Raw genomic sequence first — 17320 nt, 5'->3', positions numbered from 1 at the left:
CAAGAATAAAAATAAGGAGCAAGAAAGGCAAAGAGGTCATTGTTATGTCCAGTGAGAGCAGACAAAGGAAGATGTTGCCAAAGAATATCGAGGTACGCGGCGCGAAGGTTCATAACCTGAAAAATATCAATGTGGATGTCCCGCTTAATGAGATTGTAGCGATCGCCGGGGTCTCCGGTTCGGGAAAATCATCGCTTGCGCTTGGCGCGCTGTATGCGGAGGGATCCCGCAGATACCTGGAATCCCTCTCTACTTACACGCGCCGGAGAATGACGCAGGCGGAACGGGCGGATGTGGATGATGTCCGGTATGTACCGGCGGCGCTTGCGCTGCGCCAGCGGCCGGGAGTTCCCGGCATCCGCAGCACGTTCGGTACACTTTCGGAATTGCTCAATAGTCTGCGGCTTATGTTTTCCCGTCTTGCAAGCCACCGCTGCCCCAACGGGCACTACTGCCCGCCGTCTCTATCTGTCGCTGCCATGCAGGAAATCACGTGCCCTGTCTGCGGCGCGAAATTCTATGGCCCAGGAGCCGAGGAACTTGCCTTCAACAGTACAGGTGCTTGCCCGACCTGCGGCGGAACGGGAGTCGTCCAGACTGTGAATGAGGCAGCGCTGGTGCCGGATGATTCCAAGACAATTGACGAAGGTGCGGTCGTCGTCTGGGGGACGCTCATGTGGTCACTGATGAAGGATATTGTGCGGACGATGGGCGTGCGGACTGATGTGCCGTTCCGCGACCTCTCGCCGGAGGAAAAGGAAATTGTCTATCACGGCGAACTGAAGAAGCATCATATTCACTACGTCAATCCGAATACGCTGGAACCGGCGGAGATGGATTTCAATTATTACAGCGCGGTTAATTCCGTGAAAAATTCTCTGGCTAAGGTTAAGGACGAGAAGGGAATGAAGCGGCTTGTAAAATATCTGGAAGAGGATGTCTGTCCGGATTGTCACGGGACAAGGCTTTCGGAAGCCGCCCGCGCGCCCAGGCTTCGGGGGATAGGGCTGGATGAGGCCGCGGCTATGACTCTCTCAGAACTGATTCCCTGGGTGCAGGGCGTTCCGGCTTCTTTGCCGGAAGAGATGCGTCCCATGGCAGAAAACATCTGCGAATCCTTCATGGATGTCTCAAAGCGGCTGATGGATCTGGGGCTTGGCTATCTCTCTCTTGACAGAGCGGCCTCGACACTTTCCACGGGTGAGAGGCAGCGTGTGCAGCTCGCGAGGGCAGTCCGCAACCGTACGACCGGCGTACTCTATGTTCTTGATGAGCCGTCGATCGGCCTGCACCCCTATAATCTCAAAGGGCTGACCGGCGTGATGGACGATCTTCGGGCGGACGGGAACTCCGTCATCATTGTCGATCATGACACGCAGGTGTTGAAGCACGCCGACTGGATGATCGAGATGGGAAAAGGAGCCGGAGCGGACGGAGGAACGGTTATTGCGGAGGGAAGCATCGAGGATGTCTCAAAAAATCCGGAATCGGTCATTGGATCATATCTCTCCGATCAGTATGAAGCAAGAATCCGCCCGGTTACAAAGGCGTCTGCCATGTTTGAGAAAGGCGTCATTCATTTGGATACAGGAACTATTCACACTGTACATCCACTGGATGTGCGGATCCCGATGGGGAGACTCACGGTGGTGACGGGCGTCTCCGGATCTGGAAAGACGACAATGGTGCTTGAAAGTCTGATTCCGGCGCTCAGGGCAAAAATCAGCGGGCAGAAGCTTCCTGGACATGTAAAAAACATCGAGGCAGAGGGAATCACACAAGTCAAGCTGATCGATGCGACACCGATTGGCATCAATGTGCGCTCGACCGTGGCGACGTACGCGAATGTCCATGACGAGCTCAGAAAAGTTTACGCAAAAACAAAAGACGCGAAGGAACACTGCTTCAAGGCCGGAGATTTCTCTTATAATACGGGAAAACTCCGCTGCCCGACCTGTGACGGAACAGGGGAGATTTCGCTGGATGTTCAGTTTTTGCCCGACGTGAAGATTCCCTGCCCGGACTGCCGGGGCTCCCGGTACAGCAGAAATGCTTTTGATATCCGCAGAAAAGCAAAGGACGGGAACGAATACAGTCTGCCGGAACTCATGAATATGAATGTGGATCAGGTGCTGCACGCCCTCGGCGGACTTAAACTCCTGCAGCAGCGCCTGCAGGTACTGCATGACTTAGGCCTCGGATATCTGACTCTTGGAGAGGAAACACCTGGGCTTTCCGGCGGCGAAGCGCAGCGGCTGAAGCTTGCCAGCGAGATGGGAAAGGGTCAGAGCGACTCTGTGTTTGTTTTTGATGAACCGACGATTGGCCTGCATCCGCAGGATGTGAAGACGCTGCTGCTTGTTTTTCAGACACTGATTGATCATGGAGCAACTGTCGTTGTCATTGAGCATGATCTGGATGTCATTAAGAATGCCGATTACATTATCGACATGGGACCGGGCGGCGGAAAGGAAGGCGGCAGGATCGTTGCGAGTGGCACCCCTGATGAAATCAAACGGTTTAATGAAAGCATTACCGGGCAGTATATATAAAAGGTAAAAAATCTTTCGTAATATCTGACACAATGTTAGAAAAAATGTATTTGATTGCCTATCTGGATATAGTATCATTTATATACAATTAAGTCGGAAGAAGATTTAAAGACGTGAGCTAAACATTGCTGAGAGGAAAAATTATGGCAGCGAAAATAGAAGAAAAACCTGCAGAGTATATGACCTATCCAGAGTACCTGAAGAATATCAAGAACGGAATTGTAACGGAGAATGGGCACTGTCCTGTCACTCCGCTTCTCGTAATGCTGCAGGGCAGATGGAAGTCACAGCTTATGTATGAGATGTGCATTTATGACACAGTCCGGTTTGGACAGCTGAAGAAAGATCTTCCGGGTATTACGAACACAATGCTGACCAAGGGACTCCGTGAACTTGAAGACGACGAACTGATCACAAGGAAGCAGTTTAATGAGATTCCACCTCATGTGGAGTATTCCCTGACCGAAATGGGAAGAGACCTGCTTCCGGTATTCTATGCGATTATGAACTGGGGCTTTAAGTACGATAAAAAGCTGTACGGTGATTCGGAAGACAAGGTGGGACAGTAAATGGATCTTTTTGAATATGCGGCTGAGAGCCGGAAAGAAAAGGAGGCTCCCCTTGCTGCCAGGATGCGTCCGCAGACTTTGGAGGAGGTAGTTGGCCAGGAGGATATTATCGGGAAGGATAAGCTTCTTTACCGTGCAATTAAAGCGGACCGGATCAGTTCGGTTATCTTTTACGGACCGCCCGGCGTGGGAAAAACAACCCTCGCACGTGTGATTGCTGGTACTACATCCGCTGATTTCCATCAGGTGAACGCTACGATTGCAGGAAAGAAAGATCTTGAGGAGGTTGTCGCAAGAGCTAAAGAGAATTTGGGCGGTTACGGAAGAAAAACGATTCTTTTTATTGATGAGATCCACCGGTTCAATAAGGCGCAGCAGGACTATCTGCTGCCATATGTGGAAGACGGCACGGTGATTTTGATCGGCGCGACGACAGAGAATCCATATTTTGAAGTGAATGGAGCACTTCTTTCGAGATCAAGAATCTTCGAACTGAAGCCGCTGTCGAAGGAGAATATTCTGACTTTGATCCACCGGGCTTTTGAGTCAGAAAGGGGAGTAAAATCGTACAACGCTGTTATCACGGAGGAGGCGGCAGATTTCCTTGCGGATATTGCGGATGGCGATGCCCGCGCCGCGCTAAATGCCATAGAACTTGCTGTGCTTACAACAGATCCGGGCAGTGATGGAAAGATACATGTCACACTGGAGGTAGCAGAGGAATGCATACAGAAGAAAGCAATCCGCTACGATAAGACCGGGGACAATCACTACGATACGATCGCTGCTTTTATTGAGTCCATGTGCGGATCGGATCCGGATGCTGCCCTTTATTATCTGGCCCGGATGCTGGAAGCGGGCGAGGATGTGAAGTATATTGCACGCAGAATGCTGGTAGCTGCATCGGAAGAAGTTGGTAATGCCGACCCGATGGCCATCTGTGTTGCAGCATCGGCGGCAATCGGTGTAGAGCGCGTTGGCATGCCGGAAGGTAGAATCATTTTGGCGCAGGCGGCCGCCTATATTGCTTCCGCTCCAAAATCCAATTCCGCTTATCTCGGTATTGAAAAAGCATTGTCGCTAGTCCGGAAGACGGGGAATCTGCCGATTCCATCCTACCTGCAGGACTCCAGCTATAAGGGGGCAAAAAAGCTTGGCCGGGGTGTCGGTTACAAGTATGCGCATAACTATCCGAATCACTGGGTGGAGCAGCAGTATCTTCCCGATGAGATTCGTAAAGAACAAATCTATGAGCCGAATGATATCGGACACGAGAAAGACATCAAAGCATATTTCAGAAAAATCGGGAAAGAACCAAATAGGTACGCTTATGTTGACCCGTCGCTTTCAGGAAAGCCCGAGAAACCATGGGAAAATTGAACATAGAGAGGTAAGGCAGTCTGCAAAGGCAAAGAAGCAATGATTGAGCGCGATGAGATATTCAAATATGTGAAAAAGAAATATGACGTTGTGGAGGATTATCCTTTGCCGACTGCTCCGACCTTTCCGGTCATGCGGCATTCGGACAACCGTAAGTGGTTTGCGATTATCATGGATGTTCCGAAGGATAAGCTGGGACTGACCGGACAACAGAGGGTGGATATTATCAATGTAAAACTAAGTGATCCGCTGCTCGTGGACGTAGTAACGCAACAAGATGGATATTTTAAAGGATATCATTTCACCCGTGGAAGTTGGATCTCCATCCTTCTTGATGGAACGGTTCCTTTCGAAGATATCTGCAGATGGATTGATGAAAGCTTTCTCGTAACTGCCTCCAAACAAAAAAAGCAGGCGTATCGTCCGCCAAAAGAATGGATTATCCCAGCAAATCCGAAGTATTACGATATAGAGCACGCGTTTGATGATAAAAGTGAAATAAACTGGAAGCAGGGAATGGGAATTAAAGCGGGTGATATCGTATTTATGTACGTAGCTTACCCGGTATCGGCTATTCTCTATCAATGCAAAGTTACGCAGACGAATATCCCTTACAATTATACGGATGATCACCTTACGATCAGAGCAATCATGAAGATCGAACTTCTTGAGCGGTTTAAGCCGGACAGGTTCACATTTCATGTTTTGAAAAATGAATATGGCATTTATGCTGTCAGGGGGCCGAGAGGTGTGCCGTATTCTTTAAGTGAAGCGCTGCATGGAGAGGTGGCCAAAGGTGATGGAACAAGCGCTGTCTTATGACTGTCGGGTACATTTCTACGGAGCGGGCAAATTGATCCGGATTTCGTTTGAAATCGCTTCGCTTGCCGGCATGTGCGGCAGCGATTGTTCTTCAGCTGATTCTGATCCCTGTCTGCATTCTTTCACTGCTAAAGCTGTCAGATCGGAGGAAAACGGTTATTTTGCTGCTTTCCACATTTTTTTTACATGTAACAGCCAGAGCAGACCAAGAGCCGTCTGAAGAAGCGAGGAGGCAGGCGTAGCCAGACCAATGTGAAACAGGGAGACTGGCCGCTGAAGACTCATCAGATAGGAGACCGGGACTCTGACGCAGAAGGCGCCCAAAATTCCCTGGATCATGACGAACCGGGTCTGTCCGATTCCGTTGAAAAATCCCACAAAGCAAAAGAAGATCGCGGTCAGAAGGCAGTCCAGAGAGTAAGCTTTCAGATACTCCCACGCATTGGCAATGATCTGGCTGTCATGGGAGAAAATGCCTGCCAGCAGATTGCCATGAAAAAAGGTAACTGCAAACATAGCCAGGCCGATGCAAAACGAAATCATGATGCCGATGCCCAGAGATTTCAGAGCCCTTTTGTACCTGCCTGCGCCATAGTTCTGGGCGACAAAAGCAGCCATGGACTGCATAAAGGAAGACGGAACCAGCATGATAAAGGCGCAGACCTTTTCAGCCACCCCGACTCCGGCGGATACAAGAACTCCCAGAGAATTTACAATAGAGAGAATAATCAGGAATGAAATTCCCACCAGAAAATCCTGCACAGCAATCGGAAGACCAAGGGAAGACGTCTTTCCAATCAGATCCCTGCTCCAACGGATATCCTTCACGGTCATCTGGAACGGAAGATGTTTTTTGCGGATGATCAGTGCCGAAATCACTACACTGATCAGCTGAGCCGCAACGGTAGCCGCAGCGGCTCCGGCACAGCCCATATGAAATGCGCCGACCAGAAGAAGATCTCCAAGTATATTACACACACAGGCGATTCCGACGGTAAGCAGAGGCGTGCGGGAGTCACCCAGACCCCGGAAAATGCAGCTGATCAGATTGTATGCGGTAAGGATCAGGGTGCCACCGCCACAGATGCGGACATACGTAACCGTCTGTGAAAAAGCCTCTTCCGGAGCCTGCATGACAGAAGCTGCCTGTGGGGCGAAGAGAAGAAGAACGACAGTCAGAACGGCCGCGATTATTCCGAAAAACAGAACAGAAGAACCGATGATCTTTCCGCATTCTCTGGAACGACCCTGGCCGATGCGCTGACCGAGTAAAATGGTTGTTCCCATGGCAAAACTGGCCAGCACGTTTGTAATGGTTTGCATAATCTGGGAGCCGGTTGATACACCTGAAATATCCGCTGCACCGCAGAACCTTCCGACTACCAGCAGATCCACTGCCCCGTACATCGCCTGAAGAAACATGGCCAGCAGAACCGGAAACGCAAACAGCAGCAAAGGCTTCAGTATTCTTCCTTCAGTAAAAGTTCCTGTAGCTTTTTTTGGTATGTTCATACTTCCTCCTATGAAAGATTGAATCCAGGTAGCCGCATCCGAAGGCTGCGAAAACTTCGGCGCAAAAAAAGCCGGACAAGGAAAACAAGCATCTCAGCCTGTAACCTTATCCGGCTCGCCATTTCTGAAAATATCGAATGGATTGCCCTCCGATCGGTTTGATTATAGTAAAAACGGTCTGCAATGTCAATCTGGTTTACAATTAAAGCAGCATCAGCAATGTGCCGGCTACGATTCCTGCGAGACCCAGCGCGGACTTTTTTGTCAACCTCTCGTGGAACACAAGATAGGAGAACAGCACCGTCACCAGAATGCTCAGCTTGTCAATGGGAACAACCACGCTGGCGGGACCGTCTTGCAGAGCTTTGTAGTAGCACAGCCAGCTGCCGCCGGTAGCAAGACCGGACACGCAGATGAAGCCCAGCTCGTTTTTGGGAATGAGCTTCAGTTCTCCCTGTTTTCCAGTGACAAACACCATCGCCCACGACATGAGCAATACCACCGCTGTGCGAATGGCCGTCCCCAGATTGGATTCCACCCCGGAGATCCCTATCTTGCCCAAGATGGCCGTCAGGCTGGCAAACACTGCCGAGCCCAGCGCATACCACAGCCATGCGGCACTTTTGGTTTCGCCGCTGCTCTGCTTTTTTTCAATCATAAGGAAGGTACCGATGGCGATCAGCACTACGCCTACGCCCCTGGTCAGGCTGACGCTCTCGTTCAGACAGATAGCTGCCATCAGAATAGTCAGCACCGTACTGGATTTGTCGATGGGCACAACTTTGTTCACATCACCAAGCTGGAGCGCCTTGAAATAGCACAGCCAGCTTGCGCCGGTGGCAAGGCCGGACAGCACCAGAAACAGAAGCGTCTTCCCCGTAATCTCGGAGATCGTTCCCTGAGATCCCACCACAAACACCATCAGCCACGAGAACAGCAGCACTACAATGGTACGAATGGCAGTAGCTACGGTCGAGTCCGTTTTCTTGATGCCGCACTTGGCAAGAATGGATGTCAGACCTGCAAAGAGAGCTGAACCGAATGCAAACAGAATCCACATGATTTACCCATCTCCTTTATTCAGCCGGTTCCCTGCGCCCCAAACGGTTTGCAACAGCGTTGTATGCGAGGGGAATCCTTGGTTTTTTTCTAAGGCGATTGCAGATACAACGACATGGAAATGTTGTCGCCCATGGACTTAAGTCCCCGGATCAGCTCGTAAATTTGCTTCCGGCTGGAAATCTGCCTCGGATGACACATAAGAAAGGACAACGGCTTATACTCTTTGAATATACAAAAATTACAGGGATTTTTCAATCATGTATCCGGCAGGATTCGCTATGTGTGAGCATATTTAGAATGTGCCCCGTAACCCTCAAAAAAATGAACGGCTCCGCTTCGCAGGTGGGCGTGGGATTGGTCACGCCCGAGAGAATTCCTCTGCTGTTCTATGTAGATAGAAAGTTCCTCAATGTGACATTGAAAGCAGAACTATTCCTTGGGGCGGGTTCAACCCCGCCCATTATATTTTTGGCAGACAATTTCTAACTTGGGATTATTATATGAAATTAAATTTGCGAAAAATATTATACGCCATCAGTTTGATTTTTATATGACGGCATGGTATAGTTAGACAAGACTTACTTGACTTGCAGTGACCGTTCCTATGGTCATATTCGTGCAGGGAGATGCGGCATCACTGGATTTTCTGGTTGAAAGCTTTGATGCAGTTATAAGTAATTATGTCTATCACAATATTCCATCCGGAAAAGACAGAAGATTTTGTTGGAGACACTTCGCCTGTTAAAGAAAGGCGGTACCCTTGCCATTCACGATTTTTTTCGGCGGCAAGATATGGTGATATGCATGCCTTCATCCAAGAACTTAAGAAAGTCGGTTTCCGAGAGACCCGCCTGATACCCGCAACCGAGGGACTGTTCATGAGTCACATAGAGTCGGTTTGGATGAGACTTGGAGGCCCGGCGTTTTTCGGTGGGAGAAAGTGAGCATGGGGATGTGAGTGTTTTATACCGCGAAAAAATGCAGGACATATACGCAGGGAGGAATACATTTTGGGACTTTTAAAGAATTATTTCAATCAGACACGAAAGCCGGAAGGAAAACTGGGCAAATTGATGATCTCTGGGATGAATTCCGGACATGCGAAGCTTACTGACTGGGGCTTTGCACAGCTGCCTGAACTTCCGGTGAATAAGGCCGTTGACCTCGGCTGCGGTGGAGGACGCAGCATTTCCCGGCTTCTTGAAAAGTTCCCGGAAAGCCATGTAACAGGCGTTGACTATTCTCCTCTTTCTGTGGAAAAAGCCAGGGAATATAACCGGGATAAAATAGATGAGGGACGCTGCACGGTCTTGAAGGGAGATGTATCGTCCCTTGATTCGCAGAAAGAAACCTTTGATCTTGCCGTGGCTTTTGAAACAATCTATTTCTGGCCAGGACTTGACCGGTGTTTTGCACAGGTGGCAGGTATTCTGAAACAGGGAGGATATTTTATGATCTGCAATGAATCCGACGGGGCAGATGCCTCTTCCCTCAAATATGAAAAGGTCATTGACGGGATGAAAGTATATACAGTACCGGAAATCGAGGCAGCTTTAAAAAAGGCTGGATTTTCAGAAATCAGGGTTAATCACCACTATTCAAGGCCGTGGATTGCGATTCTTGCAAAGAAGTAAAAGGTGTAACTCACGGGTCTGTTATCATATATCCAAAACCTGACTCAATGCCTGCTGCTCCTGGGAAAGGAACGGGCATGGCAAAGAATACAAAAGACAGAATTTCGGAAGCCTTTGTCGATCATTTTGAAGCAGAATATGCAATACACGATAAAAAAGCAGTAGGGATTCTTGAGGGTTGGTGAAGTGCACATGACAGGCATTCGGAAAGATGTGCCGATTCGTGACCTGATGCCAAAGGACAGCCATAACAGTGCAAATATATTGACATATGTCAGAAATATGGTATATTAATTCTGACATATGTCAATTTTGGCGTTTGGAGGATACTATGCCAAGGAATACGAAGTGCAGAAAAATATTCTGCTTTCCGGACTATTACGGCTTTGTTCCGGAAGAAGTTAATGCGGATCGTATCGAAACAATAATGATGTCTCTGGATGAGTATGAAGTTCTCAGGCTTCTGGATTACGAGGACCTCAATCAGCAAGAATGTGCTTTGAGGATGGACGTGGCAAGAACTACAGTTACAGCCATGTACGAGAACGCCAGAAAAAAACTGGTGCGTGCCATTGTTGAAGGAAAGAGACTTCGGATAGCCGGCGGAAATGTCAAAATTGACAGAGAAAGAATGAAGGTTCCTATAAATCTAAAGAGTAAAGGAGGTAAAGCCATGAGAGCAGCTGTGACTTACGATAACGGGAATGTATTTGGCCATTTTGGAAAGACTGAGAAATTCAAGCTTTATGATATCGAAAACGGGAAGATTGTTAATTCTCAAATTCTGGACACCAATGGCGAGGGATGCGGAGCACTGGCGGGCATTCTGAATATCGCCAATGTTGATGTCCTGATCTGTGGTGGTATTGGCGGAGGAGCGGTTCATGCAATACAAGAAGCCGGTATTAAGCTCTATGCAGGAGCAAATGGAAGCGCTGATGCAGCTGTCGAGGCTCTGCTTGCCGGCACTCTTGAAGCAAAAGGAGAGGCAAATTGCGATCATCATGACCATGATCATAGCGAAGGACATTCCTGCAGACACGGAAACTGCCATAAATAAGGAATTGAGATCCCCACAGCTCTGGAGATCTCATGGGGGTACAAATGATTGGCAGGAGGGAAACTATTGCTCCGGAATCTTTCGGCAGACGGTGCGGATAGTTAAGCGGGAGGAATGAAAAATGACTTTGCAGGAAATGGAAAAGCAGATAAAATCAGATCCGCGTAATGCGGAGTATACAGCAAGAGGAATCCCGCCGATTTTTCAGATCAACCCGGAGGCGGAGATCCTGATTGTCGGCCAGGCACCGGGTAAAAAAGTGGAGGAATCCGGAATTCTCTTCCATGATAAATCTGGTGAAAAATTGAGAGACTGGATGGGGATTGACGGAAAACTGTTTTATTCCAAACGGATTGCCATCATGCCTATGGATTTTTATTATCCGGGGAAGGGAAAAACCGGGGATTTGCCGCCGCGCAGGTTCATTGCAGAAGAATACCACCCGGTGATTCTGGAGATGATGCCGGAAATCCGACTGACGATCCTGATCGGAAAATACAGCATAGATTATTATCTGAAGAAGAGGGCAAAGAGAAATCTGACAGAAACCGTGCGCTGTTACCAGGAGTATCTTCCGGAATATTTCCCGATTGTACATCCGAGTCCATTAAATTTCCGGTGGCAGGCAAAGAATCCGTGGTTCGAGACTGAAGTGGTGCCGGAGCTCAGAAAAAGGGTGGCGGATATATTAGAAGGCAGCCGGATTCACAGACTATAAACAGTGAATTCCGTGCCCATTTTCAGTAGATATAGACGGCCTTTTTTGGTATAGTAGAAATCAGCATTACAAGGGTGATTTGTTGCATAAGAATTTGAACTGTGGAGCATGGACCTTTTGGCCTGTGGCTCCATTTTTTTGCGAAAGATAAAAGAATGATGACAGGGGCAAATGGGGATAAACCGGTCGTGCCTGCATGAATCGGGGCATGCCCCGGGATCTGCCCGAATATCAGCAATTCGTGGCATCGCCATAAGCGGTCTGAATAGGAAGAAATTCTATATGAGTCTGGATGATGTGTTTAATATAACATTGGTTCTCACAATTGTGCAGATGATTCCGATGCTGGTTATGGTCTGGATTGGAATTATTGCGGCTGGAGGGCTGTTGAAGAAGAAACATTCCAACCCGGTTCTGCTAAGGCAGAGATGTACAGATTTCGGGATTATTGTGTGCGCGCATAATGAAGAAAACGCTATAGGAAATCTTTTTCAGAGTATTGCGGCTCTGGATTATGATCAAAAGAAAATACATGTTTTTCTGCTCGCAGACCGCTGTACGGACGATACGGTCTGTGTTGGGAAAAAATATCCCTTCGTGACGGTTTTTAAAAGGCAGGACGGAGAAAACAGGGGAAAAGGAGCAGTACTCCACTGGGGGCTGGGACAAATTCTAAAAACAGAAGCAGGGAAAAACGCGGATGCTTTTGCTGTAATAGATGCGGATAATGTGCTGAAAGCAGACTTCCTATCCAAAATGGACAGAAAGCTTAGAGAAGGGAATCCGATTGTTCAGGGAAACCGCCTGGGAGGTCAGCCGTACCGTTCCATTGTAACAAAATGGTACACGATGTACTGGGCGTGCTACACTGTTTTCTTTTCCTATGCCAGGGAAAAACTGGGACTTTCAGCCTTTCTTACGGGAACCGGATTCGCGGTGGATGCGGATATCCTGCGGAGGGAGGGATGGAATACGGGGACAATTACAGAGGATGTGGAGTTCAGCATTTACAATATCCTCAAAGGAAGGCGCGTTGCGTTCTGCGTGGATGCGGTGCTTTATGATGAACAGCCGTACCAGTTCCGGGTGATGTTCAATCAGATCGGCAGATGGTGTACTGGTGGTTATCAGGTTCTGAGGAAGTATGGAAAGAGCCTTCTGTCATGTAAAAAATCTGAGGCTCGTCCTATTCAGAAGTTTGATACACTAATGCTGCTTCTTATGGGTCCGTGTTCCTGGATTGTGGAGATCCTTTCTGTTTTGAACCGGACTGTTATGATCTTTAAATTGTCTCTGTATTTTTTTGTGCCGTTTGCGTTTGCCGGCCTCTTAGGGATGATCGGCGTCTATGTCGGTGTGCTTGGTACACTTCGTTATAATTGTATCAGCCGCCGTAAAATCGGAATCCCTGCTATTGTCACCTTTCCGGTATTTATGTGGGTCTATATGCTCTGTTCCATCAAGACATGTTTCTTCCCCACCAGAAAATGGACAAAAATCGAGCATAAATCCATTAACACAGAGCAGACCTGATTTTATTAAAAAGTGAGAGACGGATAAAGCGCTAAGGCTTTATCCGTCTCTTTGGCTTACCCGGATCAGAAGATCGCCGGGATGCCTTCTGCCGTTCAGAACGCAGTCTCCCTTATATTCATCCATGACGTAACAGAGTCTTGTTCCGAAGCGGACAGAGGACTGCAAACCGTCTACGCGTTTTCCTTCCGCAGAGAGATTGGTAATAAGAATACGGAAGGCTTCTTTTTTTTCGGGATATACGGCCGGGAACGCTGCGGTCAGAGCCCCGTCTTTGATTTGTCCGGATTCTATTGTTTTATCGAACACGATATCTTCGGGGCGGTAAGAGGCAGGATTTCCGTTATCCCCGGAAGCGCCGGAAACCACAAGTATTCGATACAGATCTCCTGTTTTATCCTTATTCACAGATTTTACGCGGATTCGGATCGTATTAAAAACCCCGGAAGGATAAAAGCCTTGTGTCAGAGTATGTCCTTCCGGAATACTGACCCAGGAAGGGAGAGCAGTGCTGTCACACACAATAGATGGAACGTCATAAACTCCGGCTCTTTCTGTCATGATATATTTTTGCACCATTCCGATACCGGTAACGGAGAGCAGAATGACGGTCAGAATGCTTCGAGCCCTGCAGAAAGAATATGGAACATTTTGTCTGCTCTCCTCGTATAGCCTGCAGATTTTTTCCCATGCCGGAAATCCCACCAGTATCAGGTAAGGGAGAAAGGGATAGCTGTAAACCGGTTTCCCTTCCCAGAAAGTGTAGAATACAAATCCGCCAAGAAGAGTGATAACACAAACCTGAAAAATAAATCCCGCACCCCTCCCCGAAGGCTTTTTTCGGAGAATACCGGAGCCGGAGACAGTGTGACGGGTATGTTTCATGGTCGAAAACAGCTGCAGCAGAACTCCGAAAAGCGCCATAAAAAGCAGAAGAATACGATATGCCTGACACCAGAGGAGCAGGATTCCTTCTCCCGGTCCGTTCAGAAGCCGATACAGCCAGGGAAGGCTGTTCTCCGATTCTTCCGTTCGATTCGTGTACTCTGCCGTTCCGTCCGACCATGTCAGTCCTGTCTTTTCCAGGTAATGTTTCAGATTACCTGCCGTGCCTCGCTCTTTCAGAACCTTCTGGATCGTTTCCAGATCCGCATCTTTCTTTTCCTCCATTGTATCCATCCGCTGGGTATAGTGCATTTCCTCTCCTGTAAACCGCCCTGTTTCGGATGCCCCAAGCATAAGCCAGTACATTTTCGGAAATTTTGTCTCGGTTATCGGATCCAGACGCAGAGAGGCATTTCGGATCGCTGCCGATGTACCTGCCATCAGAAGAACCGCACAGGCAATTAGAAGCAGCTTTCCGGCTGGAATTCCCGACTTCCGGAGAATTCTCCGCGGAGAGGGAGAAGAGGCTTTCGTTGAGCGAGTATGGTCTGCGGCAAAAAACTTTCTCTGCGGTGCCCGGACGGAACTGCCGGACCGGCAGAAGGCATAGCGAATGCCTGCACAGACGACGCTCAGAATCAGAGCAATCACCGGAAAAACTGCGGTGGGACGAAAGTAATAGGCAGCAACAGCAGTAATGCCAATCAGAAGACATTCCGCAAAACGAATGCCTGCGCTGTTTTTTTTATTCAGAAGTACGGCTGTAATCCAAGGGCTTAACATCATCAACGGCATGCTCAGGGTACAGGTGTAGGGCCAGCATAACAGAACTATATTAAGAGGATTGAGGATGCTCAGCAGAAAAACGGTAAGAGAAGCCCTGGAACCCTTCAGCAGAAAGATCGTCCGGCAAGTCATGAAAATTCCAAGATCCACAGCGATCAGATTCAAAAGCTCAAATATGGCATGATATGCATGGATATGAAAGAGCAGGCAAAATCGGAAAACCTGAACACAGAAAATCAAATACAGATCGTTGTTCCCGTACTTTTTGAAATAGGAAGACTTTGTGTAATCCACGGTTTTATGGATGCCCTTTGCGATAGCAAGAGCCTGGTCCTGTACCTCGAAGGCATCGGTATTCTGAATCGTATGGAGGCCAAAGACGATAAACAACTGCAGTACCAGGAAAACTATGGCCAGCAGAAGAAGGGCTCTCTGTCTAGCTCTGGAACCGGCGTGGTTTATTCGGATAAATGCCAGGGTGAGGAGTGCGGCAGATATAAGAATCAGGGCAAGAAGAAATATCCGGATTTCCAGTGGAGACCATGTGTCCGGAAAACGCAGACAAAGCCCCGGAACATCTACATCCGAAAGACCATTTCCAAAACCGATAACGAGTGAAAAGATGAACGCAATTCCCAGCATGCATGAGGTGATTAGCAAAAATATGGAAGAAAACACACGACTTGGTAATTTCATTGAAAGTTCCTCCCTTCAGCCTTCCGTATTATAGCGCCTGCCTCGGATGGTTACCAGTGAAATGTTCAGAAGCGACAAGGAAAAGAAGTAGAGGAAGCTGTTTATATCACTACGATGAAAAAATATTATCATCTATCGACCTGTAAACAATGAAAAGAGCATGATATATTATATAAAAGAGGTGAGCGTAATGAAGAAAGCCTTTATTGTTTATTTCAGGATATTAAAAAAACTACCCATAACAATATCAGTTACTACGTTGTTGATCGTCCGTTGCTTCGTATACATGAATTTCTATGGTATGATATTTCTACTACTATTAATCCCAGGATTAGTGTTTGCTGATTTCGTGATAAAGTTTCCTTTCATCGCTCACAGAGACATAAAGCACACAGCCAAATGGTATGGATGTGCAGATACACCATTCAGACAGGCATTAAAAGATATTTTTAAATAAAAAGACGGAATCCCGTTTGCGAGATCAAGCGGGTTTTTGGGCCTTCCTGCTGCTTAAAAAGTTTTATTGAGAAAATAACACCCATCTGCTATAATGCGTTGTTGTATTGGACTCTTTTCGGTTAGGGGGAAGGAGTTCAATCTTTATGTGCGAAGCTTTTGCGTAAAGATCAGAATATCAGCGGATGCGGCTTCTAATGTAAAAATGGTATAAGTATCCGGGGCGGATCAACTTGAGATAAAGGTATCTATTCAGCACCCCGGACTCGGAATGCTTTGCGTTCCTCGCTGTGTGCGGTCAGAGAGGCTTCGCCGCTTGTCCGCCCCTCAGAAAACTTCTGGAACCGTCCGGCGAGCAAGCTCTCCGTCTGGATTTCATCAGTTTTCAGGGCGCTGAATAATTACAAATAAAGGAGATATAGAATCATATGAAATTAGGAATCGTCGGGCTCCCGAATGTCGGGAAAAGTACATTGTTTAATTCTCTGACCAAGGCAGGCGCGGAGATGGCGAATTATCCGTTCTGTACCATCGACCCGAATGTCGGTGTGGTTCCGGTTCCGGATTTCCGGCTGAAACTTCTGGGGGATTTCTATCATTCTAAAAAGGTAACGCCTGCCGTGGTGGAGTTTGTGGATATCGCGGGGCTTGTAAAGGGTGCCTCTAAGGGAGAAGGTCTGGGCAACCAGTTCCTTGCCAACATCCGGGAGTGTGACGCCATTGTTCATGTGGTTCGCTGCTTTGAGGATCCGAATGTGATCCATGTGGATGGTTCGGTAGATCCGAAGAGGGATATTGATACCATAGATCTGGAGCTTATTTTTGCGGATCTGGAGGTTCTGGAACGCCGGATCTCCAAGACGACAAAAGCGGCCCGCGTAGGAGATAAAGACGCGAAGCGGGAGCTGGAAATGCTCACAGAGTTGAAGGCACATCTGGAAGCAGGAAAAGACGCCATTGTCTTTGATATGGAAAAATACAAAGATGAAGAAGGAATTGTCTCCGCGTTCCGGGAGCTGAACCTTCTTACGGCAAAGCCGGTGATCTATGCGGCAAATGTCGCGGAGGATGACCTTGCGGATGACGGGGCTTCCAATCCGCATGTGGCGGCCGTCCGGGAGCTGGCGAAAGAAAAAAACAGCGAGGTGTTTGTGATCTCCGCCGAGATAGAGGCGGAGATGTCCGAGATGAGCGATGAAGACCGGGAGATGTTTCTGGAGGATCTGGGAGTCAAGTCCTCCGGTCTGGACAAGCTGATCCAGGCCAGCTACCGGACGCTGGGGCTGATGAGCTTCCTTACGGCGGGCGAGGATGAGACACGCGCGTGGACCATTAAAATCGGAACTAAGGCTCCGCAGGCGGCAGGGAAAATCCATACAGATTTTGAGCGGGGCTTTATCAAAGCGGAGGTTGTTAATTACAAGAACCTGCTGGATGCGGGATCTTACGCCGCCGCAAGGGAGAAGGGGCTTGTGCGCATGGAAGGAAAGGACTACGTGGTTCAGGACGGAGATGTGATCCTCTTCCGCTTTAATGTCTGATTCTGTATCAGACAGAAGCTGCGCCGGAGGAGACCGGCTGCCGGACAGTATGGCTCTTCAGAAATTTTCCGTCAGAGGGCTTGTATACTTGACAATAACTACTTAATTGTGATA

13 protein-coding genes are annotated in these 17320 nt (G+C 48.3%); 10 read left to right on the top strand and 3 right to left on the bottom strand.

Annotation, left to right across the window (positions count from 1 at the left end):
• Positions 1-44 precede the first annotated feature (44 nt).
• From FYJ60_RS07040 to FYJ60_RS07025, 4 genes are all read left to right on the top strand, one after another.
• On the top strand, positions 45-2552 hold the full coding sequence (locus FYJ60_RS07040; protein ID WP_154457963.1) for an excinuclease ABC subunit UvrA: 2508 nt from the start codon (positions 45-47) through the stop codon (positions 2550-2552).
• A gap of 143 nt (positions 2553-2695) precedes the next feature.
• Positions 2696-3121 (top strand): winged helix-turn-helix transcriptional regulator, encoded by a 426-nt coding sequence (locus FYJ60_RS07035; RefSeq protein ID WP_235903358.1) that lies wholly within the window; start codon positions 2696-2698, stop codon positions 3119-3121.
• Positions 3122-4501, top strand: a complete 1380-nt coding sequence (locus FYJ60_RS07030) for a replication-associated recombination protein A (RefSeq protein ID WP_154457962.1) — start codon at positions 3122-3124, stop codon at positions 4499-4501.
• 39 nt (positions 4502-4540) lie between these two features.
• The gene (locus FYJ60_RS07025; protein WP_154457961.1) at positions 4541-5323 is read left to right on the top strand and encodes an MmcQ/YjbR family DNA-binding protein; all 783 of its coding nucleotides are present in this window, start codon (positions 4541-4543) and stop codon (positions 5321-5323) included.
• A gap of 156 nt (positions 5324-5479) precedes the next feature.
• On the opposite strand, the gene FYJ60_RS07020 is transcribed toward FYJ60_RS07025, so the two are convergent.
• Positions 5480-6730: an MATE family efflux transporter gene (locus tag FYJ60_RS07020; protein WP_408609143.1), complete on the bottom strand. Its 1251-nt coding sequence runs from the start codon at positions 6728-6730 to the stop codon at positions 5480-5482.
• Between the two features lie 307 nt (positions 6731-7037).
• A complete protein-coding gene (locus FYJ60_RS07015; protein WP_154457959.1) occupies positions 7038-7895 on the bottom strand; it encodes an EamA family transporter in 858 nt (285 codons plus the stop codon).
• A 606-nt stretch (positions 7896-8501) separates the two neighbouring features.
• Between FYJ60_RS07015 and FYJ60_RS12830 the strand changes: the two genes are divergently transcribed.
• From FYJ60_RS12830 to FYJ60_RS06990, 5 genes are all read left to right on the top strand, one after another.
• Positions 8502-8642 carry a class I SAM-dependent methyltransferase gene (locus FYJ60_RS12830; protein WP_205839009.1) on the top strand — a complete coding sequence of 47 codons (141 nt, stop codon included), beginning with the start codon at positions 8502-8504 and terminating at the stop codon, positions 8640-8642.
• A 265-nt stretch (positions 8643-8907) separates the two neighbouring features.
• Positions 8908-9531, top strand: a complete 624-nt coding sequence (locus FYJ60_RS07005; RefSeq protein WP_154457958.1) for a class I SAM-dependent DNA methyltransferase — start codon at positions 8908-8910, stop codon at positions 9529-9531.
• A gap of 331 nt (positions 9532-9862) precedes the next feature.
• Complete coding sequence (locus FYJ60_RS07000) at positions 9863-10591, top strand: NifB/NifX family molybdenum-iron cluster-binding protein (RefSeq protein WP_154458092.1); 729 nt, start codon at positions 9863-9865, stop codon at positions 10589-10591.
• A gap of 121 nt (positions 10592-10712) precedes the next feature.
• Positions 10713-11309 carry a uracil-DNA glycosylase family protein gene (locus FYJ60_RS06995; RefSeq protein ID WP_154457957.1) on the top strand — a complete coding sequence of 199 codons (597 nt, stop codon included), beginning with the start codon at positions 10713-10715 and terminating at the stop codon, positions 11307-11309.
• A gap of 282 nt (positions 11310-11591) precedes the next feature.
• Positions 11592-12842, top strand: coding sequence for a glycosyltransferase family 2 protein (locus tag FYJ60_RS06990; protein ID WP_205839007.1), 1251 nt, complete (start codon positions 11592-11594; stop codon positions 12840-12842).
• 39 nt (positions 12843-12881) lie between these two features.
• Here FYJ60_RS06990 and FYJ60_RS06985 read toward each other — a convergent pair whose 3' ends face one another.
• Positions 12882-15209 carry a glycosyltransferase family protein gene (locus tag FYJ60_RS06985; protein WP_154457955.1) on the bottom strand — a complete coding sequence of 776 codons (2328 nt, stop codon included), beginning with the start codon at positions 15207-15209 and terminating at the stop codon, positions 12882-12884.
• 884 nt (positions 15210-16093) lie between these two features.
• Between FYJ60_RS06985 and ychF the strand changes: the two genes are divergently transcribed.
• Positions 16094-17206 carry a redox-regulated ATPase YchF gene (gene ychF, locus FYJ60_RS06980; RefSeq protein WP_154457954.1) on the top strand — a complete coding sequence of 371 codons (1113 nt, stop codon included), beginning with the start codon at positions 16094-16096 and terminating at the stop codon, positions 17204-17206.
• Positions 17207-17320: the final 114 nt, after the last annotated feature.

Origin of the sequence: Bilifractor porci, from assembly GCF_009696005.1 — a bacterium.
Lineage (GTDB): Bacteria > Bacillota > Clostridia > Lachnospirales > Lachnospiraceae > Bilifractor > Bilifractor porci.
The sequence above is the reverse complement of the archived record's forward strand: the minus strand, read 5'-3'. Positions and strand labels throughout refer to the sequence as shown.

Coding starts and splice junctions, on each gene's coding strand:
- FYJ60_RS07040 (WP_154457963.1), top strand. CDS start 45: ATGTCCAGTGAGAGCAGACAAAGGAAGATGTTGCCAAAGAATATCGAG.
- FYJ60_RS07035 (WP_235903358.1), top strand. CDS start 2,696: ATGGCAGCGAAAATAGAAGAAAAACCTGCAGAGTATATGACCTATCCA.
- FYJ60_RS07030 (WP_154457962.1), top strand. CDS start 3,122: ATGGATCTTTTTGAATATGCGGCTGAGAGCCGGAAAGAAAAGGAGGCT.
- FYJ60_RS07025 (WP_154457961.1), top strand. CDS start 4,541: ATGATTGAGCGCGATGAGATATTCAAATATGTGAAAAAGAAATATGAC.
- FYJ60_RS07020 (WP_408609143.1), bottom strand. CDS start 6,730: ATGTACGGGGCAGTGGATCTGCTGGTAGTCGGAAGGTTCTGCGGTGCA.
- FYJ60_RS07015 (WP_154457959.1), bottom strand. CDS start 7,895: ATGTGGATTCTGTTTGCATTCGGTTCAGCTCTCTTTGCAGGTCTGACA.
- FYJ60_RS12830 (WP_205839009.1), top strand. CDS start 8,502: ATGGTCATATTCGTGCAGGGAGATGCGGCATCACTGGATTTTCTGGTT.
- FYJ60_RS07000 (WP_154458092.1), top strand. CDS start 9,863: ATGCCAAGGAATACGAAGTGCAGAAAAATATTCTGCTTTCCGGACTAT.
- FYJ60_RS06995 (WP_154457957.1), top strand. CDS start 10,713: ATGACTTTGCAGGAAATGGAAAAGCAGATAAAATCAGATCCGCGTAAT.
- FYJ60_RS06990 (WP_205839007.1), top strand. CDS start 11,592: ATGAGTCTGGATGATGTGTTTAATATAACATTGGTTCTCACAATTGTG.
- FYJ60_RS06985 (WP_154457955.1), bottom strand. CDS start 15,209: ATGAAATTACCAAGTCGTGTGTTTTCTTCCATATTTTTGCTAATCACC.
- ychF (WP_154457954.1), top strand. CDS start 16,094: ATGAAATTAGGAATCGTCGGGCTCCCGAATGTCGGGAAAAGTACATTG.